Genomic DNA, 23,731 nt, shown 5'->3' with positions numbered 1-23,731 from the left:
TTGAGAAAAGCTGGCACGCGGCACAGCTATTGAAGGCCGCATAATTGAGCAGCTAAGAGGTACGTCCAACAGGGGCAGGTTCACTATCTTGACGGCTGCCGAAACTAAAAGCTGAATCCGAATCCTCTTGCTGATTTGCCCTCACTAAGGGCAGGTTGGCAGGGGGGCTTTTTTTGGGTTTGCCTTTAGGCCTAGAACGTTGGTGTCTCAGGGAAGTCAGTTCAGGTGAAGCTCGAAGTGCGCTTCACCCTCACCGATGCTCTTCAGCCCTGCACGTTGTGCTGCCTCAAAAGCCTTGGGCCATTTGACTGCCAGGCTGGCAACATCGGCGCTCAGTTCAGCCGCATCACTCTCACAGGCTTCTTTCCAAGCCATGAAAGTGGACACCACCGACTCTGGCCCACCCAAACTCTTATCTAATTCTTTAATGAATCTCATCTCAGCAGAAATCTTTTCTGCTGCAGGTAATGCGGTCAGTGTTTCAAGACTAACGACGTATGGCTTTTCCATTTGTTGCTCCATCTATCAATAACTGTATAAATATACAGTATTTTGGGCTGGATGTGGGTGGTCAATGCCTCAGACCCTTAGCTATGCCTGTCGCGAACCAAGTGTCATAGGTGCATCACTCTCAGGTTCTGTAGAACCGAAAGTCGTATTGAGTGTGCTTTCTCCAACTATGTATTTTTTTATCTCCTTATCCATCCTATAGAGGATGGTCAGTTTCTATGGGTAGTAAAGAACTGCTTCATAGCCAGGGTAGTTGTACAGGCGCAATAAACGTTTCTTGTTCTTCCCTAGAACCGGCCATGACCTCTTTTTGTTCAACCCACCCGAAAGGGTGACAACTCAAGGATGGAATCATGTCATCAATGCATTTAGGTATGAAAAGCGGCAAGCCAGGAACGGCAGCCAGGCACTCGCAGTACATCTGTCGGTCTGGATTTCATGGAAAGGGTGACAACCGCCAGGATTTGGTAGCCACTGGCTCTGGAAACCTTCCGCCGAATATGGCAAGTTTTATGGACATGTGGAGGCATGCAGATGCCCGTGAGCGCAGAAATGCTGCAGCCTACCGGGAAATGATAGGGGCTCTACCCAGAGAACTCACCGCTCCACAATGGAAAGAGCTGGTATGTGACTTCATTGACAGCGTCATACCGGGCAAGCCTTACGAGTATGCAATCCACTGTCCCCGGGCCGCGCTGGAAGGCGGCCCTCAGCCGCACTTTCACCTGATGTATACCGACCGCATTCCGGATGGCATTAGCAGACCTGCCAAACAGTTCTTTGCAAGGTTCAATGCTTCAGCCCCGGATCAGGGGGGTGCCCGTAAGGATAGTTGTGGGCAAGATCCCGTTGCCTTCAGTGAAGCGGCCAGACTGCGGCGTGAGAGATGGGCAGAAATACAGAACGAACACCTGGCCCGACACGGCCACGACGCCCGGGTAGACGCGAGGAGCTATCGGACCAGGGGCCTCAAGAAGGAGGTCGAACAGCATCTGGGGCCTGCTACGGTGCGGAGTTTGAGCCCAGAGGGCCGCTCCATGTTCCAAGCTAAAAGGCTTTCCTAAACATTGAGCGAAGCGAGCCCAAGTTGCTCAATGGATGAGCAGGCTGTGGAGATTGCGCAGTGTAACCATTCCAAACAAGATGGCCCCTGCGTTATCCCCAGGGTTAGCTACAGTTTTTGTGGACAATGTGCCGCTGCGCTTTGGATTGGATGACTTGCCCTGTTCCAAGCGTCAGCGTCCCTTTTCATAGCCACGTCGTCGATGCCCAGAGTTATTTTTTTCCTCGCTACCTTTCTCTTGGGAACAGTCCTGAGTTGCCTGCTGTTGTCCTTGGCTACAGGTCGCAGGCTGGACGAGTGGGAAATTGGTGGCGTCAGCGTGGGTGTACTGGCACTGCTCATTGTCTGGAACTGGCAGGGTCGCCGGCAGGCCAGACGCCAACTGCGCAATCTCAGGGATTCGGCCCTATGGTGAATGCCGGCTGTATTTCAGTCCAGGAGAGCGGTGGATTCTGGATGCACGGCCTGCTTGGCGCAGGTGTGAGTATGTATGGCCTTTGGTTATGGATAAGCAAGCTTGGACGCTTGCTCTTGCTGTAGCTGAGCCTGCTGCCGCTCTGGCTTCACGCCTGGGGTGCCACAGGCCATCAGGTCATTGGTGTCTTGGCTGAAAAGCAGCTGGGAGACAAAGCCAGAATCCAGGTCCAGCGTTTGCTGGATTTGGAGCCCGGATCCACGCTCTCGTCCATTTCCACTTGGGCCGATGAGCATAAAAATCCAACCACCGCCCGCTGGCACTTCTTGAACTTTCCGCGTACCAGCTGTAGCTACGGTCAATCCAGAGATTGCCCGGACGGGAACTGCATTCTTGGCGCCATAGATCGGCAAGTGGCTCTCCTGAAGTCACAAGCGCCGCAACAGGCAAAGCTGCTGGCGCTGAAATATCTAATTCATTTCATCGGTGACCTGCACCAGCCCCTGCATCTGGGTTATATGGATGACAAAGGCGGCAACCTGTATCAAATCCAGGCGTACAAAAAAGGCTCCAACCTCCACAGCCTTTGGGACTCAGGCCTTATCAGGTTCATTTCTGATGACCCGCAGGTCTGGACGGACAGGTTGGTCCACAAGCCGATACCCGCGCGCGTCAATCTGATCGATCCGGTTCGCGTGGCGGAGGAGTCCTGCCGTATTGTGGCGACGCCGGGGTTTTATCCGGACCGCAAGGTGGGGGCTGCCTATGTGGATCGCTGGACATCGGTGCTGGAGCAGCAGATGGTCTTGGCAGGGGCAAGGCTTGCAAGGACGCTCAATGGGCTGTGGCCTTAAAGTGCTGCCACCGGGTTTTTTGTTTCGCCCGGTATGCTGATCGAGCTGTCTGCTGCGGATCTCGGCAAACTCATTTGCGTGCTTGGCACGACCATCTACCTCTGGAAAAGGCCGAAGCAGATGGCCGGTATCGCCCCATCAGACCGAGGGGGCGCCGATAGGCAAGTTCGAAGCTTGCTGTGATTTAGCGATGCCTGCGAGCTCACATCTCTCTAACTGAAGATCAAGCTCAGGTGCGTCGGAGAAGTCCTGCCGCAGTGCGGCAGGGGTAAAAATCCAAGTGGGTAGTACGCGATACCAGCTATTTGGAAACACCAATAGCCAAAGTAGCGCAAATCAGCACCCTGTCATTCCAAATATGCGCCAGGCCAGAGGCAATATCTTGGGTCCGGTTGCGGTATCGGGGTACTGGGGTTGATGTACTCCCTGATTGCGAGTTGTTCTTCCTCAGTGAAAAAGGACAATCGTAGGCCTGGCTTTAAATTCCCACAATCACCAATTACCTCCCTTGGGTCAAAAGGCGCTTGGGGGAACCAGCCGGGAAGTACCACAGTCCACGGATGGTTTTTTTCTCCACAAATCTTGACTTTGCCGTCGGCTTCAAGCACCTGCAAGACCTCTCGGAGTCGAACTATTCCCCGGAAGCGAGGAGGGACCAGTCTGGACAGCATGGGCCCATCGAACGAGGTTCCCTTACAGCGGGGTATGAGGCTGTGGCCAATCCATTCAGCAAGTTCCATGGCGTCCAGCTCCAGCTGTGACGGCAACAACAAATACAGCCGATGTTGATTCAAAAACCAGGCGGCGATTTTGATGCCGTTTTTGATGGTTTCAAGATTGATGGGACCTTCATTTCCGTTGATGATGTGCAGGATGGCTGCAAATCTTGCTGCGTGTTCGGGACTTTTCAGTGCAGCCCCTCCCATGCGCTCGAAGTGACCACCTTCACCTGACGCTTTATCAGCCATCAGGCGGTACCTGGCCAGCTCTTGTCTGGCCGCTTCTGTCAGGAACAACTCTTTCTGCTGCGGTATGTCCGGCCCCTCGTAGAGGCTCAACAGGGCCCGCAGACGCGCATAGTAAGGTTCAATGAGCTCGTTGCGACGTTCAATGGGTTTGTCGCTTTTATTCCCCACCATCGATTTGGGGCGCATGTAGTTGATACGACTCAAAAATCCAGAATCGTGAAGCTTCTGACCATTCTTCTTCAAGTAACCGTTCGTAATCTTGGGCTGACCTTGGATAAAAATGGATAGGCATACGTTCTTCAGATCAATGGATTTGCGCGTGACGCGTTTAGTTTGCCACCGCGATGCGCTCCACATCTGGTTGAGCATGCCCACATTACTCAGGGCTCCACTCTCTAAAAGGACGAGAACCTCATCCGTAATCAGGATTGCATAAGGGTACTCCGAATCCAGATGCACGGGCACGGCTTGAGCTGTCGTGTCGGTCATCCGGAACTGTGCGAATTTTCGAGGCTGAGGCTCTTCGCTCATGAGGCGATTGAGGTGAGCCTCAGCATCTGCAGTGCACTTTTCCTGCGCGAAAAGTTTTGCGATATGTCTCCGGGTGGTCTTTACCTTTTGATACCAGAGTAAATGGCGGTTTTCGAATTCCTTGACGAAAATCTTTTTAAGCGCAGTTTGTTGAGCTTCAAATGCCAGAATAGTTAAGAAAGCCAATTCATAAACTTCAGTTTTGCCTTCACTGCTCACCGCGTCGCACCAGAAATATTCATTCAGGGGTGAGCTTTTTCCTTCCCGCCACGTCACCTTGTAGAGGCCTTGGCAAACCAGGAAAACAGCCGCCAGTACATTGGCGACCGCCATTTCATAAGGTGTTTCATTGACCTCAGTAATGAAGCGGGCGGCGCCGCCCAAAACAGGCCCCAGGGCCGACTTCGGCAACGGGGGATTGAATGGTTTTTCCTTCATGATGAATTTTTTCCTTTCAAATACCGATGAGACTTACTGAGCCTGCATATCGGCCGCATGCTTGTTGTCCTTAACCGTGGTGCCGGACTTGCTCAGTGCTGATGAGGACTTGTATAGGGTTTGGGCATGTGCTTTCTGGGCAACCTTAAGCTGCACGGAAAGAACGCCGATCTTGTTTCGAAGGCGTGCCATGTGGAAGTGTTCTAGTTGAATTGACTTGATCTTCTGAGCGCTTGCTTTGTCGCGGCATGCTTGGATCGCCGGAAGTTCCTTTTTCAGGAAGCGCGCTTTTGCCCTGGTGATTTTGCGGCTGGTTGCCACTAACGCAGCCAATTCGTGTTCGAGGGTTTTTTTATTATTCCTCGGTAACGTTCTGACTCGGCATTTGTCGGCAATACTGCCGACGTTGATCAAATTTTTGGCTTCATTCATTTCATTTCTTTCAATTTTGGCCAAGCTCCGCATTACCCCCACGTTGGGAGCACTGAGCTTTCGGAAAATTTCAGGGATAGTTGGGAAAAACCGTGCGACCTGTGGGTTAACTAGCGCACGGCTTAAAAGATTTCAGTCGATGATGGTGGCCAGGACCGGGCCGCAACGAGCCTTCGGTCAGGGAGACTGCCCTTTGGGATCGCCCACAGTGTTGTCGCGCATCCACGCAGAGAGTTTGGCGATGAAGCTTGAGCGGCCATAAGTTTTCAGACCGATGTTTTCGGTCACATACTCCTGATGGCACTCATCGCGAGTCCTTTCGTCCGAGACAACGTACGAAGCGAATTTTGGGTAGTCAATGGGCGCATACGACCGGGCCTTGACCCTGTGTGCTTCAGTGTTCCGGGGCTCACGTGACACTGACGAGATGCCGGCGGCGGCCGGCGAGATGACGCCTTGACTCCAGTCTGGGGCCGCCAGGTTGAGCTCATGCGAGTCCCAGCTAGTGGGGACACTAATACGCTCGACCAGGACGCCAGTGTGGATTGCCACTTGCATACCGCACTTGATCAGGATGGCCCGGGCAAGGACAAGGTGCCCGAAAAAAACTTCGATGCTGGTTTTGTCAAACTTGGATGCCGAAGGAGTCGCTTGGACTGCGCTGTGCAACAGCACTAGTTCATCGTGAAACTCTTGGATGGTCAGGCCAAGGGGTGGTTTAAAAGCCGCGCCAGACGGGTCCAGGAGGAAATTGAACCTTTCTGCAATCTCCCTCAGTGAGTAAATCTCATCCGCAAGCAGACCGGAAGGGTCTTTCTCTCCCAAAATGAATGCGCGAATCGACTTAATGATTGCGCTAAGGTCGGTAAGCATGGACTCCTTTTTCACAGGAACCATGCCTCTGAGGCCGGCATTCTGGCGGACCCAGATCGGCGCCTCACTTCCATCGAAGCCCCATGTCCTCCAATGGTGATAGCCGTGCAACGGTAGCTCGGCAGATGGGAAGGTTGTGACACTCACCCGATCACCAATATTTCCGCTATGCACTGTTCGCCCCATGCAAGTGAAACTGCGAGACGCTTTTCTTCATGGCCATACCTAGCCTCGCTTGGTTGTGATGCTTGAGGGTTTGCGACCGGCTGCAATCCGGCTCTCAAGCCAGTCTTCGAGGTCCTTCAAATTCCAAAAATTCTTTCTTCCCATCGGCTTTATTGGGGCCGGAAAAAGTGGGTCGTACGCCACGTCGCTTTTGTCTTGAAGCGAGTACAGGGTAGTCCTGCCAAATGGTGCCCAAGCCAGCAGTTCGCGCTGGTCGACGAGTTGGGTGGAAAAGCGGCATTCTGAAGAGGTGCCTTTGCGCGTAGGTGTCATTTGCAATCCATTCTTTCGGTTGAATTTGGATGGATTGTTCAACCTTGAACAGATTAAGTTAATCCTGCCCACCCCGTCTGTGGCGGTTGACGAGATCTGCCTCTTCTGCTACGCCAAAGCAGGCTGTCTCGAGTGATTAGATGACGGCGGATTTGGCTAATATCCACGTTTAAACCGCACAAGTATCCAACGAGCAAGCGAAGGCCATGAGCATTTTTGATCAACTCACGAAGACCAGCTTTCTCAAAGAACCGAGGGGCGCGGATCAGCGATCAGCCTTGGAGCGGCCTGTCGTGACTCGAAAAATTACATGGAATGGTCTGGTGCCTTTTTCGACGACGACATATAAGGAACAGGGCGAGGGCAAAGAAAAACTTGTCGAAGAGTTCGTTGGGACCGTCAAAATCACTGGTCCAAGCTTGTTGGCTTTGTATATCAACACCGAAATGTCGTTGGTAAGTTGTCTGCAAAGGTTTGAAGGCGGGGATGCAATTGCAGAAATCAAATTCTGGATGGAACATCTAACTGAAATCGGTATGAGTGGAAAAGCTTTGGAGGACCGGATGGAGGCCGAAGAAGAGATTCTTCTAAGAGATCTTAAAGATCCGATCAGTCCCATTCCTTCTTGGGTTCTTGCAGTCGGCTATTTCAACGATGCATGGAATTTACTTTTCACCGGCATGAGTGATGTCGTTGAGTACGAAAAAAATTTCAGCCAGTTGAACGGAGATATGCGCGAGGACTCTTGGTCTAATCTTGCGAGGGCTTATTACTACTGCGGCAAAGCTGAAGTCTTCGCTGGGCTCCCGGCAATTCTGAAAGAGAAAAGCAGGATTGATGGCGCTACCCGCCGCAAACCCGAATCTGAGCGTCCCTTCTCTCAACACAAGAAAATTACCCTCGAATTTTTAAAGGCCAATAAAAAAAAGCATTGGACTAAAAGTCATGCGGCGAAGGAAATTAGAGACTATCTAAACGAACTACATGCCCAGGGAAAATTGGATAGAGAACTCAGCGATCAGGATGGCGGCGTCGAAACTGTTAAAGGTTGGCTTTCTACGATGTCGGGTGCAGCAGAATTTTTTCCAAAGAAATCATAGTCCGCAGCCGAAGAAGAATCCCTACCAGATTAGATCAAGCCATTTTGAAAGATCCATGCATGCGATTGCCAATGTATGAGCCATGGAGAAGAAGGCTGCATGGGAAGGTGAGCCAGTTTAGAAATCGGTGGTCCATCCACTAATACGCATCGTCCCGTGTAATGGGATCGTTACGGAAACTCCTAATCAGATTCGATGGCTGCGCTCCGTGTACGCGACTAGATCCATTTGAAAAGACAGACTTCTGAAAATTGAAAGGCTGAAACATTGACCCTCGATTATGCGTTCTCTAAAATGGGATTAATTCCAAATTAAAGAACATTGAGGCAGACGCATGAAGCGATGGACAAACCGACCCAACGGCGCGAATTGGGGTGATTTCGGAGACGACGATCAACGCGGACGCCTCAATTTTTTGACGCCAGACGTGGTCAAACGCGCAGTGGCCGAAGTCAGGGAAGGCAAGGTCTTCTGCCTGTCCCTCCCGCTCGATCTTCCCGGCGGCAACGTGCTCAATCCCCGTCGCTTTCCTCCCAAGATCGAATTTTCGATGCGCGGCGAGGATCCCGCTATCAATTACCCGATGGGCAAGCTTAATCCTGGGCAGACCGACGTGGTGTGCGACGACAAGGTGACGCTCAGCACCCAATATTCGACGCAGTGGGATAGCTTGGCGCACTTTGGCGCGGTCTTCGACGCCGACGGTGACGGCAAGCCAGAGGTCGTCTACTACAACGGCTATCGCGGCGGCGAGCATGTTCGCGGCCCCTTCGACTATTTGAACGGGCGCAAGCCCATGCCTGGCCCCTATGGCGCGCGTGCCTTGGGCATCGAGAACATGGCCAGCGCCGGCGTCCAAGGCCGCGGGGTGCTGATCGACTTGATGCATCACTTCGGCACCGAGCCCAAAGCGATCGGCTACGACGAATTGATGTACGTGCTCAAAACCGACGGAATCGAGATCCTCCGCGGCGACATCCTCTGCGTGCGCACGGGATTTGACAGGGTGCTCATCGGCCACGGCGGCAATCCGCCGGCAGGCGTGGCGACGAGCATCTGCTGTGGCCTCAACGGTTCAGACGAAAAGCTGCTTCGCTGGATCGACGAGGCGGGCATCGTCGCCATCGCGTCGGATAACGAAGGCGTGGAATTTTTACCTACGCCCAAGCCCAACCCCATGGGCACCCATGTGCCGCTCCATGAGCACTGCCTTTTCAAACTGGGCATCCACCTAGGCGAGCTCTTCCTGCTCAGCGACTTGGCCGAGTGGCTCCGAGCCAACGGCAGGTTCACTTTCCTTCTCACCGCGCCGCCTCTACGCCTGCCGACGGCAGTCGGCTCGCCGGTGACCCCGATCGCCACGGTCTAGCCAAACACCTCAAGAATTGACATGAACAACACCCTCGAACAAGCCAAATCCGCCGTCGCAGACTTGGACCAACTCGACAAGGCCTTGGCCGCTGCCGAAATCGTCCCGCTCCTGATGTCGCTCGTCCAACTTGGCGGGACCACGCGCTACTTGGCAGAAGCCGCGCCGTTCATCAAAGGCGGATGGAACTTCCAGACCGCGCTGCCCCAAGACCTCCAAGCGAATATTCGCAAGGAACTGCGCGAGACTTTGATCGCGGTGGCTGAAGGCAGCTTGATGCCCACGCCTCCGAACGAGGAGAAACTGACGGAGATGATGAACACCTCCGTGGGAGTCGTGGTGCCGCAGGAATACCACGCGCTCTTCCAGGAGGAAACCTTGCTCGACGGCAAGAACCACAAGGAGACCCCTTGGAGGAAGCCGGTGCCGAAGGAGGTGGTCGCGCAGCACCAGGTCCTGATCATAGGCGCTGGATTCTCCGGCATCGGTATGGCGATCCGCCTAGCGGAGGCTGGCATCCCCTACACCATCGTCGAGAAGAATCTCGATGTGGGCGGCACGTGGCATGAGAACAATTACCCGGGAGTCGCGGTCGACACGCCCAACCACTTCTACAGCTATTCGTTCGCCCCCAACCCCGATTGGACGCGCTACTTCGCCAAGGGTAGCGAAATCCAGAACTACATCCTGGAATGCGTCAAGCGCTACGGCATCCGCGAGAAAGTCTCTTTCGGCGAGGAAGTCGTCAGCGCGCTGTATGACGAGGGCAACGCGGTTTGGAACGTCACCACCAAAAACAGGAGCGGCGAAACCCGCGCGTTGACGGTGAACTCGATCGTCAGCGCGGTGGGCGCCCTCAACCGGCCGGCGACGCCGAAGATACCCGGTCTCGAAGCGTTCGACGGCCCTGTTGTGCACACCGCGCGTTGGAAGGCCGATTTGGAATTGAAGGGGAAGCGCGTCGCAATGATCGGCACAGGCGCTAGTGGCATGCAGCTCGGCCCCAGCATCGCGCCTGACGTGGACAAGCTCACGATTTTCCAGCGCTCCGGCCATTGGGTCATCCATCACCCCCTGTACTTCACCGAAGTTGACCAAAACATTCGCTGGGCCATGCGCCACGTGCCGTATTACATGAATTGGCTTCGCTTCCAGCTGTTCTGGGCCGCCGCCGACGGCTTTCATCCCACGCTCAAAGTCGATCCGAATTGGCCGACTCCCAAGCTCTCGCTGAACGCCGAGAACCACAAAATGCGCGAGGACTTGATCAAATACGCCACGGCGAAGGTCGGCCACCGCCCCGACTTGTTAGCCAAAGTGATCCCCGACTACCCGCCGTTTGGCAAGCGCATGCTACGCGACGCGAACTGGTTTGACACTTTGCTTCGGCCCAACGTGGAGCTCGTCACCGACAAGATCGACCACATCGAGCCGCATGCGGTGGTGACGGCCAACGGCGATCGTCACGAGGTCGATGTTCTGCTGATGGCCACCGGCTTCGAGGCGTCCAAAATGCTGGCTCCGATGCACATCGTCGGCCGCGACGGAATCGTGCTGCGCGAGATCTGGGGCGACGAGGATCCTCGCGCGCACCTGGGGATCACCGTGCCTGGCTTCCCGAACTTTTTCTTGATCTACGGCCCCAACACCAATCTGGCGCACGGAGGCAGCGCGATCTTCCATTCCGAGTGCCAAGTGCGCTACATCTCTCAGGCGCTGCGCGAAGTTATCGAGCGTGGAGCCGCATCCATCGAGGTCCGCGAGGAGCCGTTCGAGGAATACAACGCGCGAGTCGACGAGGCGCACCGAGGCATGGTGTGGAACCATGGTGGCGTGTCGAACTGGTATAAAAACAAGAAGGGCCGCGTTGTCATGAATTCGCCATGGCGCCTCATCGACTACCGCAACATGACCGCCGAGATCGACACTAGCGACTTTGTGTTTGAAGACAAGCCCGCATGATGGACGCGACCGAGCGCGACGTCCTACGCCGAAACACCGAGCGCTTACAGGCTATGGTCGCGGGCGACCTCGACAAGGTCGAGGCGATGATGAGCGAGAACTTGATCTTCGTCCACACCACCAGCGCAGTGGAGAGCAGAACTCAGTTCATGGCGAGGCTGCGCTCGGGCAACGTGCGCTATGTAGAGATCAACGAGCTCGACGTCCGCGTTGAGCTGGTGGGTGAGCAAGCGTTGGTGCTGGGCTCCATGAGACAGGAAGTGGAAGTCGCGGGTGCCAAGCGGACCATCGCCTGCCGCGCTCTTTCCCTTTGGATTCCGTCCGCGTCGGGATGGTTGATGCGAAGCTATCAATCAACCTTGATTCCAGCGGCCGCCTGAATAGTCTCGCCTGCCGCGCGGTGTCTCCGCGCGGCTTCTCCGCCTCAAACGTCCAGCAAGTTCTTGGCGATCAGGCCGAGTTGGATCTCGGATGCGCCGCCAAAAATCGTATAGGCGCGGCTGTTGCAATACTCGGGCACCAGCACGTCGGCGAGCTGGCTCGGCAGGCCGCCCAGCTTGCTGGGGCTACGCCAACGCAGGCTCGCGGTTCCGAGAGCCTCCACGCCAAGCTGCGCGATCGACTGTTTGAGCCGGCTTCCTTTGAGCTTCAAGATCGACGCCACCGGCCCGGGGCTCTGCCCTGCAAGAAGGCCGGCTATGGAGCGTAGCTCAAGCCACTCAAACGCCGCGAGGTCTGACGCGGTTTCTCCGAAGCGCGCGAGGAAGTCGTGATGCGAGACGCCTGAGACTTCCGCGGCCTTGGCCACTCGTTTGAATTGCGAACGCATCCTGGGGCTGAAAATCCCCGCTCCGCGCTCGAACTCCAGGAGGTATTTGGCGCACTCCCAGCCGCTGTTCTCCTCGCCAATCAAATTCGACATCGGAACCTTGACGTTGTCAAAAAACACTTCGTTCACGTCATGGTCGCCGCCAATGGTCGATATGGGGCGCACCGTGACGCCCGGGCTCTTCATGTCGACCAGCAGGAAGCTGATGCCATCCTGGCGCTTGCCTTCGCTGCTCGTGCGCACCAGCGCGAACATCCAGTTGGCATGGTGCGCGTGGGTGGTCCAGATCTTCGAGCCATTGAGCACGTAGTCCGCGCCGTCGCTTTGCGCCTTCAACGCCAAAGACGCGAGGTCCGAGCCCGCGCCGGGCTCGGAGAAGCCTTGGCACCAGTAATCTTCGCTGGACACGATGCGGGGCAAGAACTTCGCCTTCTGCTCCTCGGTCCCGAAACGGATGATCACCGGCCCCACGAGGCGCACGCCCATGGGGTGCACGAGTGGAGCGCCAGCCAGGGCACACTCGTTTTCAAAGATGAATCGCTGTAAGCCAGTCCAGCCCGTGCCGCCCCATTCAGTGGGCCAGAGTGGCACAAGCCAGCCCTTTTTCTGCAACGCGCGCTGCCAAGGTTGCGAAAACTCGGGCTCCGGATACATCGACGAGGTCGTGTTTTGGCCTTCGCGCATCTCGTCGGTAAGATGCTCATCGATGAAGGAGCGGACCTCGGCTCGAAATTCCTGGTCTTCAGGGGATAGGTCGAGATTCAATTAGCAGCTCCCAAAGTTGCGCTTTCGGCATACGCGCCGCTGCTCAGGAATTCGGCGCCCACTTGCGCCGCTAGCCTGCGGCCGTCGCCTTGTTTGAGTTGGAACGCGAGCAGCATGCGGAAAGTGGCCGCCACTGGTAGCTCCTCGCACACGCCCATGGCGCCATGCAGCTGCACAGCATTTTTGGATACGAACTCGGCAGCGCGGCTCACGCGACTTTTGAGCATGGCGGCGTCGGTCCAGCATGGCCCGTCGGAATTGGCCAGAAGCATCGACGCAAGTTCGCAACTCGCCTGCGCCTCAGTGCACTCCACGAGCATCTCCGCGAGCCTATGTTGGACTACCTGGAACGCCGACAGCGCCCGTCCGAATTGTTTTCTTTGCTGCGTGTAAGCCGATGTTTGGGCAACGACCGTCTTCATCGCGCCGGCGGCTTCCCAGCACTGAGTCACCAAGCTCTCGGAGGCGACCCGGGCTATGCCCGCGTCGGCAGGTCCGGAGCCCAAGACTGCATCGACATCGACCTCCACGCCGCTGAGCCAGAGATCGGCCGCCCGATACCCGTCAAGGGTGTCGTAGTGGTCGGCCACCAAACCCGAGGCATCAGGCAGCACCATGAAGGCCCGCTGCGCGCCATCGTCGCAAGATGCGGTCACGATATAGAGCGTCGCGGCCTCTGCGCCTTCGACGCCTTCTTTGACGCCGTCGATCTTCCAGCCGATGTTTGTTTTTGTCGCTCGCGCATTGCGGGGCGCCCATGGGGACATCACACCGGACTCAGCATGGGCATAAGCGAGGCGCTCGCTGCCGTCGATAACTTTCGGAAGGAGGGACGACCTTTGATCATCGGATCCCTGGAGGTCGACGAGGCGCGCCGCCTGCAGGATGGACGAGACGAAGGGCTCGGTGACCAGCGATTCTCCGAAACTTTGCATCAGAAGCCCGGCCTCCATAGGCCCAGCTCCAAATCCGCCCACATCTTCGCGTAACGCCAGGCCCAACCAGCCTAATTCGGCGAAGTCAGCCCAGACTTTGTTGGATTCTTTGGGTTGACGCTTGCGCTCCTCGCGCTGGGCGAAGGAATGATTGCCAGCGAGCCAATCCTGGGCGCTCGCTTCGATCATCCGCTGGTCTTCTGTCAGTTGAAATTCCACGATCGCCTCACTCAGCGGTGATTTGCGCGGATTTGATAAGTGGGCCCCACTTGGCGGTATCGGATTGGATGAACGCCGCGAACTCGGCCGGGGTGTTCCCGACGATGTCGAACCCCCACGTCTTCATCTTTTCTTTCATATCGGACTCCGCCAAAATGGCGACCACTTCCTTGTTCAGCCTGTTGATGATGGTCGCGGGTGTGCCAGCTGGCGCCAGGAGCCCAAGCCACGGTGTAGCCTCATAGCCTGGAAGTCCCGCCTGCGCTACTGTAGGTAGCTCGGGCATGGAAGACGACCTCTTTCCCGTGCTTGCGGCTAAAGCGCGGAGCTTGCCCGCCTTGATAAACGGGCCTGTGGACGCTATTGGATCGAACATCACTTCCAACTGACCGCCGACGAGGTCAGTCAACGCTGGAGCGCTTCCACGGTAGGGAATATGAACCATCGACACGCCGGCCATGCTTTTGAACAGCTCGCCTTCGAGGTGGTTGGACGTGCCGGTTCCCACCGATCCGTAACTGAGTTTTCCAGGGTGGGCTTTGGCATAGGCGATCAGCTCTTTCACGGAATTTATCGGAAGGTCAGGGCGAACCACAAGCACGTGCGTGACTGCGCACACAAGCGTGATCGGCGCGAAACTTTTGATAGGGTCGTAGCCGACTTTTTTGTAGAGAAACGGAGCTGTTCCGAGAGACGATGCAGCAAGTAGCAGGGTATAGCCGTCGGCTGGCGCCTTTGCGACGTAGTCAGATGCTATGACGGTGCCTCCGCCGGTTTTGTTCTCTACCAATACCGGCTGGCCCATGCGGTTGGAAAGGCGGTCTCCCAGTGCCCTGCCAAGCAAGTCTGTCGCGCCGCCAGGTGCAAACGGAATCACGAGGCGGATGGGCTTGTCGGGATAAGCGGTTTGCGCGGACAGGCCGGGGGAAGTGAGCAAAGAGCATGCGGCCAGCGCGGTCGCTATAACGTTCAGAATTTTTTTCATATCAGGTCTCCAAAGTTGTAGGGATGGCCAGTGCGTCGAGCGCTGATGCACCACTGCCAGCCGCGAACACTTGCAGGGGGTTTATTTCGATCTCTTGTAGCTGTGAACGATGTGCCAGGCCCGCCGAGGAAAGCGATGTGAGTGCCTTGCTCGCGGCCTCCACATCGGCCTTGGGGCGGCCGCGAAAACCGTCGAGAAGTGGCCACGACTTGAGCTCCATGAGCATCTCCCTGGCCATCGATGAGTCGATCGGCAGGAGGCGGTGGCTTGCGTCCTTGTAGATCTCGGTGAGAACGCCGCCCAGGCCAACGGTGAGTGAAGGGCCAAATATTGGATCTTGGGTCGTTCCCACGATGAGTTCTGCGATGCCTTTGGTGGCCATGGCCTGGACCAAAAATCCATCAATGCGCGCTTTGGGCGCAAGGCGAGTCACGGACTCCGAGATTTCGGCGCACGCCTTGCGCAGCGCGCCTGCGTCGCCGATATTGAGTTTGACGCCACCGACTTCCGTCTTGTGTGCAATATCCGCGCTGAGAATTTTGAGTACGACTGGATAGCCAATTTGCTCTGCCGCTGCAACGGCGTGCTCAGCATCGGGCGCGAATTTCTCGGTCACTGATACCAAGCCGAATCCTTCAAGCAGGCGTTTGGTGTCGAACTCGTTCATGAGAGGATCGTCCAAATCCTTGGCCGGCGCAGCCGTGATTTGTTTTCGAAGAGCCGCCCATCGCGCGACGCCAGGCTGCCTGTCGAGCCACAGGGAATAGGGCGCGAAGGCTTGGGAGAAGCGACCGATATCGGTGAACAGCGGCACACCGGCGGCTTCAAGCTGCTCCCTGCATTTAGAGCTTCCCGTATCGATCGCGACGAAAAGTCGGCCATATTTCCGGCTTGCCTCTGCCATCTCGTCTGCCATGCGATCAAGTAGGTAGCCTGGGGCATAGACCACCACGGCGTCGAGCTCGGGGGAAGTCCCCAACGCGGTAAATACAGTGCGCACGAACTCGGGGGAATTGACGATGTTGCCCGTGACGTCGACGGGGTTGGACACCATGCCGTAGTCGGGAATACCTGCCCCGAGCTCGCGCTGCAATTCGTCGCTAAACGTCGGCACGTCAAGAGTAGCGCCGAGCATTTTGTCGGCGAGGATCGCGCCCAAAGCTCCGGAGATAGTGACGATGCCGATACGCCTGCCGCCCTTGCGGTTGCGGAATCCGCTAAGGTAGGCAAGGTCCGCCATCTGCGCGAAGTCGGTCGCGCGGATCACGTTGAGCTGTTCGAAGGCCGCTTTGTAGAGCGTCAGGTTTCCGGCGAGCGCGGAGGTGTGCGAGCGCACGGCCTCGGAGCCCTTCTCGGTCTCGCCCGCCTTGAAGATGATCAGCGGCTTCTTCTCCTTGGCCATCTCCAGGGCCGCGTCGATGAAGCGGCCGCCGTCGCGCAGCTGCTCGACGTAGCTCACCACGCAGCTGGTCTCGGGGTCTTGCGCCAGATATTGAACATACTCTGAAAATTCCAGATTAGACTCGTTGCCGGTGTTAATGAAATGACTCACCGGGATACCCAAGCGGCGAATCAAGGCGAATACCGCCGAGCACACGTTGCCGCTCTGGGTGACGATGCCGACCCGGCCTTTTTCAGTCTGAGGCGGCACGGCTTTGAACACCGACGCGAACGCGGTGAACGCGTTGAGATTCAGGTTCGCAAATCCCATGCAATTAGGGCCGGCGATCAGCATGCCGCTTTCTTCGCCAAACGCGCGCAACTCCTCTTGAAGCTTCGCACCCTCGTCGCCGGCCTCGGCAAATCCCGACGCGTAGACGATCGCAGCTCCAGCGCCCTTGGCGTGGCAACGCTTCAACATGGAGGTGACGTCCGCCGCCGCGATGGCCAGCACGACCAGGTCGGGCGCGGCCGGCAGCGATTCGATGTCCGGATAGCACTTGTTGCCGAAAACTTCCTCGTATTTCGGGTTGATGGGGTAGACGGCTCCCTTGTATCCAAAGTGCTGCAAGAGCTCCAACGGCATCCCTCCAATGCGTCCCGCATTGGTACTGGCACCTATGAGCGCGATGGACTGGGGCTCCATCAATTGACTCAAACGATGGCTCATTGCTTGGCTCCGCGATCAATGGCCGCTGAGAGGCCCTTCGAATTCGTGTTGCGGTATTCGTTGGACATGTGGCTGAGCTGGTGGGTGTCGAAGTGCGCGGACAGGGCTTGGCGCATACCGCTCGCGTCAGCTGAGCGGTTGAGCGAACGCTTCACCAATTGAATGGCGAAGGGAGGCGCTTTCGCGATCGATTGGGCGAGAGCCAGGGCCTCTGCTTCGAGCTGGTCGACCGGCACGACCCGGTTGATCATGCCGATGTCTTTGGCGTCTTGCGCGGTAAAGCGCTTGTTGGTGAACAGCATTTCCTTTGCGTTGCGCAGGCTCATGACCCAGGGGTGAATCAGCACCTCCACCGACGCCGCACCCATGGTGTGGGTCACCGGGTCCGAAAAGAATGCGTCCTCGGAGGCGACGATGAGGTCGAACATGTTGGCCAGCATGAAGCCGGCGGCCACGCACGCGCCTTGGACTTGGACCACGGTGGGCTTTGGAAAGTCCCAGATTCGCATGCAGTAGTTGAAGTAACGTTTGGACTCATAGTCCCAGCGCTCCTCGACGGTGAAGCTCGAGCGCTCGGACTGGGCTTGCTTCAAATCGTGGCCGGCTGAGAAATGGGCACCTCGGCCCGCCAGGAGAACCACATTGGTGCCAGCGTCGGCCTCCGCCTCGGTGAATGCTTTGTCCAGCTCGTCGAGCAATTCCTTGCTCTGAGCGTTGCGGGCCGCGGCCCGATTGAGCCAGATGCGACGCACCGCGCCGATTTGCTCCACTTCGATATGTTCAAACATTTGTCTATCTCCTTGAATGCGATGATGAAATGAATAAAACCACTATGCAAACGAAAATGGTTCAAAATCCCACACTATGAGCAACGATCATCAGACCCCCGGCGCGCAGAGCTTGAGGCGCGCATTGCACGTGCTCCGGACGCTTGCTGTGGACCATGATTCGGGGATGAGCGTGACGGAGGTAATCGCTTCGACGGGGCTCGAACGATCCACCACGCATCGCCTTCTTACGTGTTTGGTCGAAGAGGGATTCGCAGATCGCGACGGCAAAAGGCGCTACCGCCTGGGGCTTGAAGCCATGCGCCTGGGGTTCGCCTCGATGAGCCGCGCGCCACTTGTGGCTTCTTATGAACGCCTTCTTAAATGGCTTTGCATGAAGACCGAGGACACAGTTTTTTTGATCGTGCGCCAAGGCGACTATTCGGTGTGCCTGCGACGCGAGGAAGGCGCGTTCCCCGTCAAGATTTTTTCCACCCGAGTGGGTGATATCCGCCCTCTGGGTATCGGAGTCGGCGGAATGGCTCTTTTGGCCTCCGCGCTTGATGAGGACATCATCCGTATCAAGAGTCGGCACGGCAAGCAGCTTGAGAGCGCTGGACTTCCCTCCGGCATCATCGACCGAGTCATCTCGCGCACCAGGCACAAGGGGTATTGCGAAATGCTCGACACTGTGACCCAAGGCATCGCGGGCGTGTCGGCGGTGATTCCCGAGCCGTCTGGAACGCCATTCGCCGCAATCACGGTGGCTGGCATCAGCCAGCGAATGACGACTGAGCGGCGCGGTGAGCTGGGGCAGCTGCTGATCAGTGCCCTTAATGAGCATGCTTGATTTCGCCTTGGCTCCCCAACTCTCCTAGACTCCGTTCCAGTTCGCGCAGTGCGCCCAGAACCGTCCGGCCGTGACGTGCAACCAGCTCGCCTGCAGGTGTCGGCGTCAGTCCGCGTCGCGAGCGTATGAAAAGTGCCGCACCCAGAGACGCTTCAAGCATGCCCAAGCGATAGCTGGCCTGGGACAACGACATGTTTGCCTGCTTTGCGGCCGCGGTGAGACTGCCCGTCTCCTCGCAGTAAGCCATCAGCCTGAGCGATACGAGGTCGTGCCTTGCAAGATTGATCCTTGCTCTGCTCGAAGAGCAGGAGAGCGCCGAGGTCGTGTCGGAATCTTCGGCGAGTTCGCGCAGCATGTGAGGCTCTGGCCAGCGCGGTGCGCTAGATGGTCCGTCCCGAGCGTTTGGCCAGGAGGCCGACGATGCCGTCTCTGAACGCCAAAACGCAAACGGCGAAGACTACGCCTTGGACCACCACGACCCATTCGCCAAGGAAGCCCAAAAAGTTCTGCATGGAGATAACGACAGTCGCGCCGACGATAGGGCCGAAGATCGTCCCGAGTCCGCCAAGCAAAGTCATCAGGATCACTTCGCCGGACATCGACCAATGGACGTCTGTCAGGGATGCGAGCTGGAACACGATGGCTTTGGTCCCTCCGGCGAGGCCAGCGATCGCCGCCGAGATGACGAAAAGTGCCGTCTTATAGCGGTTGACGCGATAGCCAAGGGATATCGCGCGCGGCTCGTTGTCCCGGATCGCCTTGCACACTTCGCCAAATGGGGAATGGATCACGCGGTAAATGAATGCCAAGGACCCCATGAACAGGGCGATAACTACGAAATACAACGCAAGGTCATTTGTGAGGTCAAGGATGCCGAACAGTTTGCCCCGAGGCACCGCCTGAATTCCGTTCTCGCCGCCGGTGAATTGAGGTGTTTGAACCGCCAGGAAATAGACCAGCTGTGCGAGTGCAAGCGTGATCATGCTGAAGTAAATACCTTCGCGTTTAATGGCGATAACGGCGAAGAGAAGTCCGAGTAATGCAGAGGCAATAACTGCGGCAAGTAGAGCCCATTGAGGTTGAAGGCCAGCCTCCTTCGCGAGATAAGCGCTCACGTAGCTCCCGAGCCCAAAAAAAGCCGCGTGCCCAAATGATGTCAGCCCGCCAAAGCCGATAAGCAAATTGAAAGACAGTGCGAAGAGCGAGAAGCACAGCACTTTCATCAGGAACACGGGGTAGGCGAACAGGGGGGCTGCGAGCAGCAAAACGGCGAGTCCCGCGAAAATGACGACGTGCAGTTTGCGGGAGCTCAGCGCATGGGATGGCCGGCGGGCCACCGCCGACGTGTCAGGACTTGTATTGGGAAGCATGAAGATCCTCGACGAAATTAAGGCCGGCGACCGAACAGACCAGCGGGTTTAACCAGGAGCACCAAGATCATGATCAGGAAGATCACTGTGTCGGAGCCGGCCGGGTAGACCACCTTTGTGAGGCCTTCGATGATCCCTAGCCCAAAGCCGGTGGCGATGGACCCCAGGATCGATCCCATTCCGCCGATGACAACCACGGCGAATACGACGATAAGCAAGTCGCCACCCATGCTGGGGTTGACCGAATAAATCGGAGCAGCGAGCACGCCCGCAAAGCCGGCCAGGGCTGCGCCGAAACCGTAGGTGGTTGTGACGATCAGCGGTACATTGATGCCGAACGCTTGCGTAAGCACCGGGTTTTCAGTGGCGGCACGAAGGTGTCCGCCCAAGCGCGTCTTCTCGATCACAAACCACGTCGTCAGGCACACGACAAAGGACGCGCAGATGACCCACGCCCGGTAGGCTGGCAGCACCAGAAATCCAAAATCGATCCCTCGCGCAAGCAACTCGGGCACGGGGAAGCTTACGGTCGACGCGCCGAACGAATTGCGAAACACTCCGTGAACGATCTGAGCCAGAGCGAAAGTTAGCAGAAGACCATACAAGTGGTCGACCTCTTTGAGCCTTGAAATCAGCAACTTCTCGCACAACGCGCCAATGACTCCCACGGCTAGCGGCGCCAATATCAGCGAATACCAATAGCCGACCCCAAGGTAGGTGAGCGCGAGCCAGGCCACAAACGCGCCCATCATGTATTGCGCGCCATGTGTGAAATTGATGATGCGAAGCAGACCAAAGATCACGGCCAAGCCCAAGCTCAGGATCGCGTAGAACGATCCGTTCATGAGACCCAGCAGGAGCTGGCCAAACAACGCTTGCGGGGAGATGTTCATAAGGTTCGTCATCTCACACTCCCAGATACTTCAACATCTTCGACTCGTCTCTCAACACGTCGTCATTGGTGGCTTGGTCCACCACTTTCCCTTGCTCCACTACGTAATGCCTGTCCGCAATTTGGGTGGCGAATTTGAAGTTTTGCTCGACGAGCAACACGGTGAAGCCCCGTTTTTTGAGCTCTTTGAGTGCAAGACCGATTTGATCAACGATGATGGGCGCCAAACCCTCGGTGGGCTCGTCTAGAAGCAGCAGGTCGGCGCCCGTCCTCAGCACGCGGCCCATTGCGAGCATCTGCTGTTCTCCACCAGAAAGCTTGGTGCCTTGGCTGGAGAGACGCTCTTTGATGTTGGGAAACAGTGTGAAAATTTCGGACACTGTCAATCCACCATCCTTGACTCGTGGGGGAAGCATCAAGTTTTCCTCGACGCTCAGGCTCGCGTATATGCCTCGCTCCTCGGGCACGTATCCGAGTCCTAGCTTGGCGATCTTGCGTGACGGCAGGTCTATGGTCTCGATCCCTTGGACTTTCACTGAGCCTGAACGTTTGGACATCACGCCAATGATGGATTTGAGCGTGGTGGTTTTCCCTGCGCCGTTGCGTCCAAGCAAAGTCACGATCTCGCCCTTCATCACGCGCAAGTCGATGCCATGAAGGACATGAGATTCGCCATACCAGGCGTTAAGCTGATGCAGCTGGAGCATCGGCGCCTGGCTCAACGCGGGCGACGCGACTTCGGCCATGGTTTGTTCAGTGGGCACCTGAGGCTCCGAGGTAAGCTTCAATGACGCGCGGATCTTTCGATACGGTTTCGTAGTCGCCTTCGGCGAGGATTCGGCCGCGCGCAAGCACAGTAATTTGATTTGAGAGGGAAGAGACTACCGAGAGGTTGTGTTCCACCATCAAGATGGTTCGATCTTTGGACACCCGGCTGATCAGGCCAACGATTTTTTCAATGTCTTCCTTGCCCACGCCCGCCATGGGCTCGTCGAGCAGGAGCATTTGCGGGTCGAGCGCCAGAGTCGTCGCCAGCTCCAACGCGCGCTTGCGTCCATAAGGAAGCTCGCCGGCATTGGACTGCGCGAACTCGGCCAGTCCCACGACTTCGAGCAAAGCCATCGCCTCGTCGTTGAGTGCGCCCAGGCACCGCGCCGAGCGCCAGAAATCGAACGAGTCGCCTCTGCGTTTGCGCTGCAGGGCGATCCTCACGTTCGCCAAGGCGGTGAGGCGCGGGAACACTGCGGATATTTGAAAGGACCGCACAAGCCCCAGACGCGCGATCTCCGCAGGCTCGCTGCGGGTGATGTCCACGCCGTCATATGTGATCGAGCCACTCGTGGGGGCCAGGAATTTCGTAAGCAGGTTGAAACAGGTTGTCTTGCCCGCGCCATTGGGGCCGATGAGCGCGTGGATGTGACCGCGCTTGATGTCAAGGTCTACGCCAGAGACCGCAGTGAATCCCCGGAAAGTCTTGGTCAGCGCGCGCGCCGAGAGGATGATGTCTGAATGGGGGGCGCTCGCTGGCCCGATCGAGGAGGAGGGCATTGGCTCGCCGTCTTAGGAGGGTTCTAATAAAAGCAGCGCCAGCTCCTGATAGAGTGGCGCCGCTTTGAGGCTTTGGACGATCAGGCTTTGACCAGCGGGCAGACGCTCTCGCTCAGTGGGCGGAATGAGTTTTCGGCCGAAATCTCATTGACGACTGTCAGGAGGTCCCATTTCTGTTTGACGTCGGCAGGCTTTTTAACCTCAACCAGGTGAGTGGGGCGAATCATGCGGCCATCCGCGCGGACGACACCGCCTCGTGTGATTGCGTCATCGACTTTCATGGAACGCAAGGCTTTCAAGACGGCGCCGGTTTCTTTCGTGCCGGCAGCTTTCACTGATTTGAGGTAGTGGCCCACCGCGCTGTAATTGACCGCGTGGGTCTCCGCCGGCGGCTTGCCGTTGCGTTTCCAGAAGCGCTGGCCGAACTCGCGAGTCTTCTGGTCGCGGTCCCAGTAATAGATACTGTTGTGAACGATGCCTTGCATCGCTTCGTTGCCGATGGCAGGAATGTTGTAGAGCTGCAGGCCGAACGCCGCGACCTTGGCCTTCTTCCAAACGCCGAACTCGTAGCCTTGCTTGATGATCCGTTCGAGGTCGTCGCCTGCGCTCGCGATGCCGATGACCTTGGCGCCCGCGGCCTGTGCCTGGAGCAGCAAAGAGGACATGTCCATGGTATTAGCGGGGTGTTTGACTCCGCCGATCACTTTGCCGCCAGCTTCAAGCACCTTCCTGCGAGCGTCCGCTTCAAGGGAGTGTCCAAACGCATAGTCAGCTGTGATAAAGAACCAGGTGTCGCCGCCGCGTTTTGTGATGTCGTAGGCCAGAGCAGCGCTTTGCATGTAAGTGTCGTAACCCCAATGGAAGGAGTTGGCGTTACAAAACTTGTTGGTGATTTCCGAGCTGGCTGCACCGGTAACTATCAATATCTTGTTTTTGTCTTTGACGATAGTTTCAGTTGCGATAGCGGCGGCGGAACTGCCCAGGTCAACCAGCAAATCCACGCCTTCTTCGTCAATCCAGCGTCGTGCGGTTGCCGAAGCAATGTCGGGTTTATTTTGGTGATCTGCAAAGATCAGCTCAATGGGCATCCCTGCGACAGATTTGCCGAAGTCTTCAATAGCCATTCTGGCTCCGTCGACAGACCCGGTGCCGAGAACGGCGGACAAGGCGCCGGACATGTCGGTAAGCACGCCGATCTTCAATTTTTGCGCCTGGGCAAAAATGCCTGGTGCGCCCAGCGCAGCGGCGCTGGCAATAGCGGTCGTCGCAAATCCACGTCTCGTAATAGTCATGTTGGTCCTTCGGTAGGTTATATTTCCACCAAAAGCAAGTTGTTTGCTATTTTGGTTGAGATTCTATTTTGAAGAACTTTGTTAACTTAAGAATCAGGACAAACCCACTGCTCATTTGTGCCTTTCTCAGCTATGATCAGCTCATTCCCATATTGT

At 56.7% G+C, this 23,731-nt stretch carries 22 protein-coding genes; 7 read left to right on the top strand and 15 right to left on the bottom strand.

From position 1 onward, the window contains the following. Positions 1-216: 216 nt before the first annotated feature. The gene (locus tag ACFQND_RS27270; RefSeq protein ID WP_371439388.1) at positions 217-510 is read right to left on the bottom strand and encodes a hypothetical protein; all 294 of its coding nucleotides are present in this window, start codon (positions 508-510) and stop codon (positions 217-219) included. 353 nt (positions 511-863) lie between these two features. Between ACFQND_RS27270 and ACFQND_RS27265 the strand changes: the two genes are divergently transcribed. Together ACFQND_RS27265 and ACFQND_RS27260 are read left to right on the top strand one after the other, a co-directional pair. Beyond that, positions 864-1,574 (top strand): MobA/MobL family protein, encoded by a 711-nt coding sequence (locus tag ACFQND_RS27265; RefSeq protein ID WP_377415201.1) that lies wholly within the window; start codon positions 864-866, stop codon positions 1,572-1,574. Between the two features lie 539 nt (positions 1,575-2,113). Then, positions 2,114-2,842, top strand: coding sequence for a S1/P1 nuclease (locus ACFQND_RS27260; RefSeq protein ID WP_377415232.1), 729 nt, complete (start codon positions 2,114-2,116; stop codon positions 2,840-2,842). 347 nt (positions 2,843-3,189) lie between these two features. Here the strand turns inward: ACFQND_RS27260 and ACFQND_RS27255 are convergent, their stop codons facing one another. From ACFQND_RS27255 to ACFQND_RS27245, 3 genes are all read right to left on the bottom strand, one after another. Then, positions 3,190-4,779, bottom strand: a complete 1,590-nt coding sequence (locus ACFQND_RS27255) for a DUF3987 domain-containing protein (protein WP_371439389.1) — start codon at positions 4,777-4,779, stop codon at positions 3,190-3,192. A 33-nt stretch (positions 4,780-4,812) separates the two neighbouring features. Beyond that, positions 4,813-5,211, bottom strand: a complete 399-nt coding sequence (locus ACFQND_RS27250) for a hypothetical protein (protein WP_371439390.1) — start codon at positions 5,209-5,211, stop codon at positions 4,813-4,815. 177 nt (positions 5,212-5,388) lie between these two features. Further along, positions 5,389-6,084: a hypothetical protein gene (locus ACFQND_RS27245; RefSeq protein ID WP_371439391.1), complete on the bottom strand. Its 696-nt coding sequence runs from the start codon at positions 6,082-6,084 to the stop codon at positions 5,389-5,391. A gap of 704 nt (positions 6,085-6,788) precedes the next feature. Between ACFQND_RS27245 and ACFQND_RS27240 the strand changes: the two genes are divergently transcribed. From ACFQND_RS27240 to ACFQND_RS27225, 4 genes are all read left to right on the top strand, one after another. Continuing rightward, the gene (locus ACFQND_RS27240) at positions 6,789-7,682 is read left to right on the top strand and encodes a hypothetical protein (protein ID WP_371439392.1); all 894 of its coding nucleotides are present in this window, start codon (positions 6,789-6,791) and stop codon (positions 7,680-7,682) included. Positions 7,683-8,016: 334 nt separating this feature from the next. Further along, complete coding sequence (locus ACFQND_RS27235; RefSeq protein ID WP_371439393.1) at positions 8,017-9,051, top strand: cyclase family protein; 1,035 nt, start codon at positions 8,017-8,019, stop codon at positions 9,049-9,051. Positions 9,052-9,072: 21 nt separating this feature from the next. Next, the gene (locus tag ACFQND_RS27230) at positions 9,073-11,013 is read left to right on the top strand and encodes a flavin-containing monooxygenase (protein ID WP_371439394.1); all 1,941 of its coding nucleotides are present in this window, start codon (positions 9,073-9,075) and stop codon (positions 11,011-11,013) included. Beyond that, positions 11,010-11,393 carry a nuclear transport factor 2 family protein gene (locus tag ACFQND_RS27225; protein ID WP_377415197.1) on the top strand — a complete coding sequence of 128 codons (384 nt, stop codon included), beginning with the start codon at positions 11,010-11,012 and terminating at the stop codon, positions 11,391-11,393. Before ACFQND_RS27230 ends, ACFQND_RS27225 begins: the two co-directional genes overlap by 4 nt. Before the next feature lie 44 nt (positions 11,394-11,437). Here ACFQND_RS27225 and ACFQND_RS27220 read toward each other — a convergent pair whose 3' ends face one another. Genes ACFQND_RS27220 through ACFQND_RS27200 form a run of 5 tightly spaced genes read right to left on the bottom strand, consistent with a single transcriptional unit; the run spans position 11,438 to position 17,644 of the window. Continuing rightward, positions 11,438-12,607: an acyl-CoA dehydrogenase family protein gene (locus tag ACFQND_RS27220; protein WP_371439396.1), complete on the bottom strand. Its 1,170-nt coding sequence runs from the start codon at positions 12,605-12,607 to the stop codon at positions 11,438-11,440. Further along, a complete protein-coding gene (locus ACFQND_RS27215; protein ID WP_371439397.1) occupies positions 12,604-13,761 on the bottom strand; it encodes an acyl-CoA dehydrogenase family protein in 1,158 nt (385 codons plus the stop codon). Before ACFQND_RS27215 ends, ACFQND_RS27220 begins: the two co-directional genes overlap by 4 nt. A gap of 7 nt (positions 13,762-13,768) precedes the next feature. Further along, complete coding sequence (locus ACFQND_RS27210; protein WP_371439398.1) at positions 13,769-14,746, bottom strand: Bug family tripartite tricarboxylate transporter substrate binding protein; 978 nt, start codon at positions 14,744-14,746, stop codon at positions 13,769-13,771. Position 14,747: 1 nt separating this feature from the next. Beyond that, positions 14,748-16,856 (bottom strand): acetate--CoA ligase family protein, encoded by a 2,109-nt coding sequence (locus tag ACFQND_RS27205; RefSeq protein WP_371439399.1) that lies wholly within the window; start codon positions 16,854-16,856, stop codon positions 14,748-14,750. Next, entirely contained in the window at positions 16,853-17,644 is a 792-nt protein-coding gene (locus tag ACFQND_RS27200) for an enoyl-CoA hydratase (RefSeq protein WP_371439400.1), read from the bottom strand. Before ACFQND_RS27200 ends, ACFQND_RS27205 begins: the two co-directional genes overlap by 4 nt. Before the next feature lie 76 nt (positions 17,645-17,720). Between ACFQND_RS27200 and ACFQND_RS27195 the strand changes: the two genes are divergently transcribed. Next, the gene (locus tag ACFQND_RS27195) at positions 17,721-18,473 is read left to right on the top strand and encodes an IclR family transcriptional regulator (RefSeq protein ID WP_371439401.1); all 753 of its coding nucleotides are present in this window, start codon (positions 17,721-17,723) and stop codon (positions 18,471-18,473) included. Here the strand turns inward: ACFQND_RS27195 and ACFQND_RS27190 are convergent. The 6 genes from ACFQND_RS27190 to ACFQND_RS27165 form a co-directional block, all read right to left on the bottom strand. After that, positions 18,457-18,828, bottom strand: a complete 372-nt coding sequence (locus ACFQND_RS27190) for a LysR family transcriptional regulator (protein WP_371439402.1) — start codon at positions 18,826-18,828, stop codon at positions 18,457-18,459. The genes ACFQND_RS27195 and ACFQND_RS27190 overlap by 17 nt on opposite strands. Before the next feature lie 25 nt (positions 18,829-18,853). Beyond that, positions 18,854-19,843 (bottom strand): branched-chain amino acid ABC transporter permease, encoded by a 990-nt coding sequence (locus ACFQND_RS27185; protein ID WP_371439403.1) that lies wholly within the window; start codon positions 19,841-19,843, stop codon positions 18,854-18,856. A 17-nt stretch (positions 19,844-19,860) separates the two neighbouring features. Further along, positions 19,861-20,748 (bottom strand): branched-chain amino acid ABC transporter permease, encoded by an 888-nt coding sequence (locus ACFQND_RS27180; RefSeq protein WP_371439404.1) that lies wholly within the window; start codon positions 20,746-20,748, stop codon positions 19,861-19,863. A gap of 1 nt (position 20,749) precedes the next feature. Beyond that, a complete protein-coding gene (locus ACFQND_RS27175) occupies positions 20,750-21,481 on the bottom strand; it encodes an ABC transporter ATP-binding protein (protein WP_371439405.1) in 732 nt (243 codons plus the stop codon). Between the two features lie 7 nt (positions 21,482-21,488). Next, entirely contained in the window at positions 21,489-22,283 is a 795-nt protein-coding gene (locus ACFQND_RS27170; protein WP_371439406.1) for an ABC transporter ATP-binding protein, read from the bottom strand. Between the two features lie 80 nt (positions 22,284-22,363). Beyond that, positions 22,364-23,485, bottom strand: coding sequence for an ABC transporter substrate-binding protein (locus tag ACFQND_RS27165; RefSeq protein WP_371439407.1), 1,122 nt, complete (start codon positions 23,483-23,485; stop codon positions 22,364-22,366). Positions 23,486-23,731 lie beyond the last annotated feature (246 nt).

This window comes from Polaromonas aquatica, assembly GCF_042659145.1.
Classification (GTDB): Bacteria; Pseudomonadota; Gammaproteobacteria; order Burkholderiales; family Burkholderiaceae_C; genus Polaromonas; species Polaromonas aquatica.
The sequence above is the reverse complement of the archived record's forward strand: the minus strand, read 5'-3'. Positions and strand labels throughout refer to the sequence as shown.

Excerpts from the sequence above, each read along its gene's own strand:
- ACFQND_RS27175 (WP_371439405.1), bottom strand. The coding sequence starts at position 21,481 with ATGGCCGAAGTCGCGTCGCCCGCGTTGAGCCAGGCGCCGATGCTCCAG.
- ACFQND_RS27180 (WP_371439404.1), bottom strand. The coding sequence starts at position 20,748 with ATGACGAACCTTATGAACATCTCCCCGCAAGCGTTGTTTGGCCAGCTC.
- ACFQND_RS27240 (WP_371439392.1), top strand. The coding sequence starts at position 6,789 with ATGAGCATTTTTGATCAACTCACGAAGACCAGCTTTCTCAAAGAACCG.
- ACFQND_RS27210 (WP_371439398.1), bottom strand. The coding sequence starts at position 14,746 with ATGAAAAAAATTCTGAACGTTATAGCGACCGCGCTGGCCGCATGCTCT.
- ACFQND_RS27185 (WP_371439403.1), bottom strand. The coding sequence starts at position 19,843 with ATGCTTCCCAATACAAGTCCTGACACGTCGGCGGTGGCCCGCCGGCCA.
- ACFQND_RS27170 (WP_371439406.1), bottom strand. The coding sequence starts at position 22,283 with ATGCCCTCCTCCTCGATCGGGCCAGCGAGCGCCCCCCATTCAGACATC.
- ACFQND_RS27225 (WP_377415197.1), top strand. The coding sequence starts at position 11,010 with ATGATGGACGCGACCGAGCGCGACGTCCTACGCCGAAACACCGAGCGC.
- ACFQND_RS27250 (WP_371439390.1), bottom strand. The coding sequence starts at position 5,211 with ATGAATGAAGCCAAAAATTTGATCAACGTCGGCAGTATTGCCGACAAA.
- ACFQND_RS27265 (WP_377415201.1), top strand. The coding sequence starts at position 864 with ATGTCATCAATGCATTTAGGTATGAAAAGCGGCAAGCCAGGAACGGCA.
- ACFQND_RS27235 (WP_371439393.1), top strand. The coding sequence starts at position 8,017 with ATGAAGCGATGGACAAACCGACCCAACGGCGCGAATTGGGGTGATTTC.
- ACFQND_RS27230 (WP_371439394.1), top strand. The coding sequence starts at position 9,073 with ATGAACAACACCCTCGAACAAGCCAAATCCGCCGTCGCAGACTTGGAC.
- ACFQND_RS27255 (WP_371439389.1), bottom strand. The coding sequence starts at position 4,779 with ATGAAGGAAAAACCATTCAATCCCCCGTTGCCGAAGTCGGCCCTGGGG.
- ACFQND_RS27245 (WP_371439391.1), bottom strand. The coding sequence starts at position 6,084 with ATGCTTACCGACCTTAGCGCAATCATTAAGTCGATTCGCGCATTCATT.
- ACFQND_RS27195 (WP_371439401.1), top strand. The coding sequence starts at position 17,721 with ATGAGCAACGATCATCAGACCCCCGGCGCGCAGAGCTTGAGGCGCGCA.
- ACFQND_RS27200 (WP_371439400.1), bottom strand. The coding sequence starts at position 17,644 with ATGTTTGAACATATCGAAGTGGAGCAAATCGGCGCGGTGCGTCGCATC.
- ACFQND_RS27190 (WP_371439402.1), bottom strand. The coding sequence starts at position 18,828 with ATGCTGCGCGAACTCGCCGAAGATTCCGACACGACCTCGGCGCTCTCC.
- ACFQND_RS27270 (WP_371439388.1), bottom strand. The coding sequence starts at position 510 with ATGGAAAAGCCATACGTCGTTAGTCTTGAAACACTGACCGCATTACCT.
- ACFQND_RS27205 (WP_371439399.1), bottom strand. The coding sequence starts at position 16,856 with ATGAGCCATCGTTTGAGTCAATTGATGGAGCCCCAGTCCATCGCGCTC.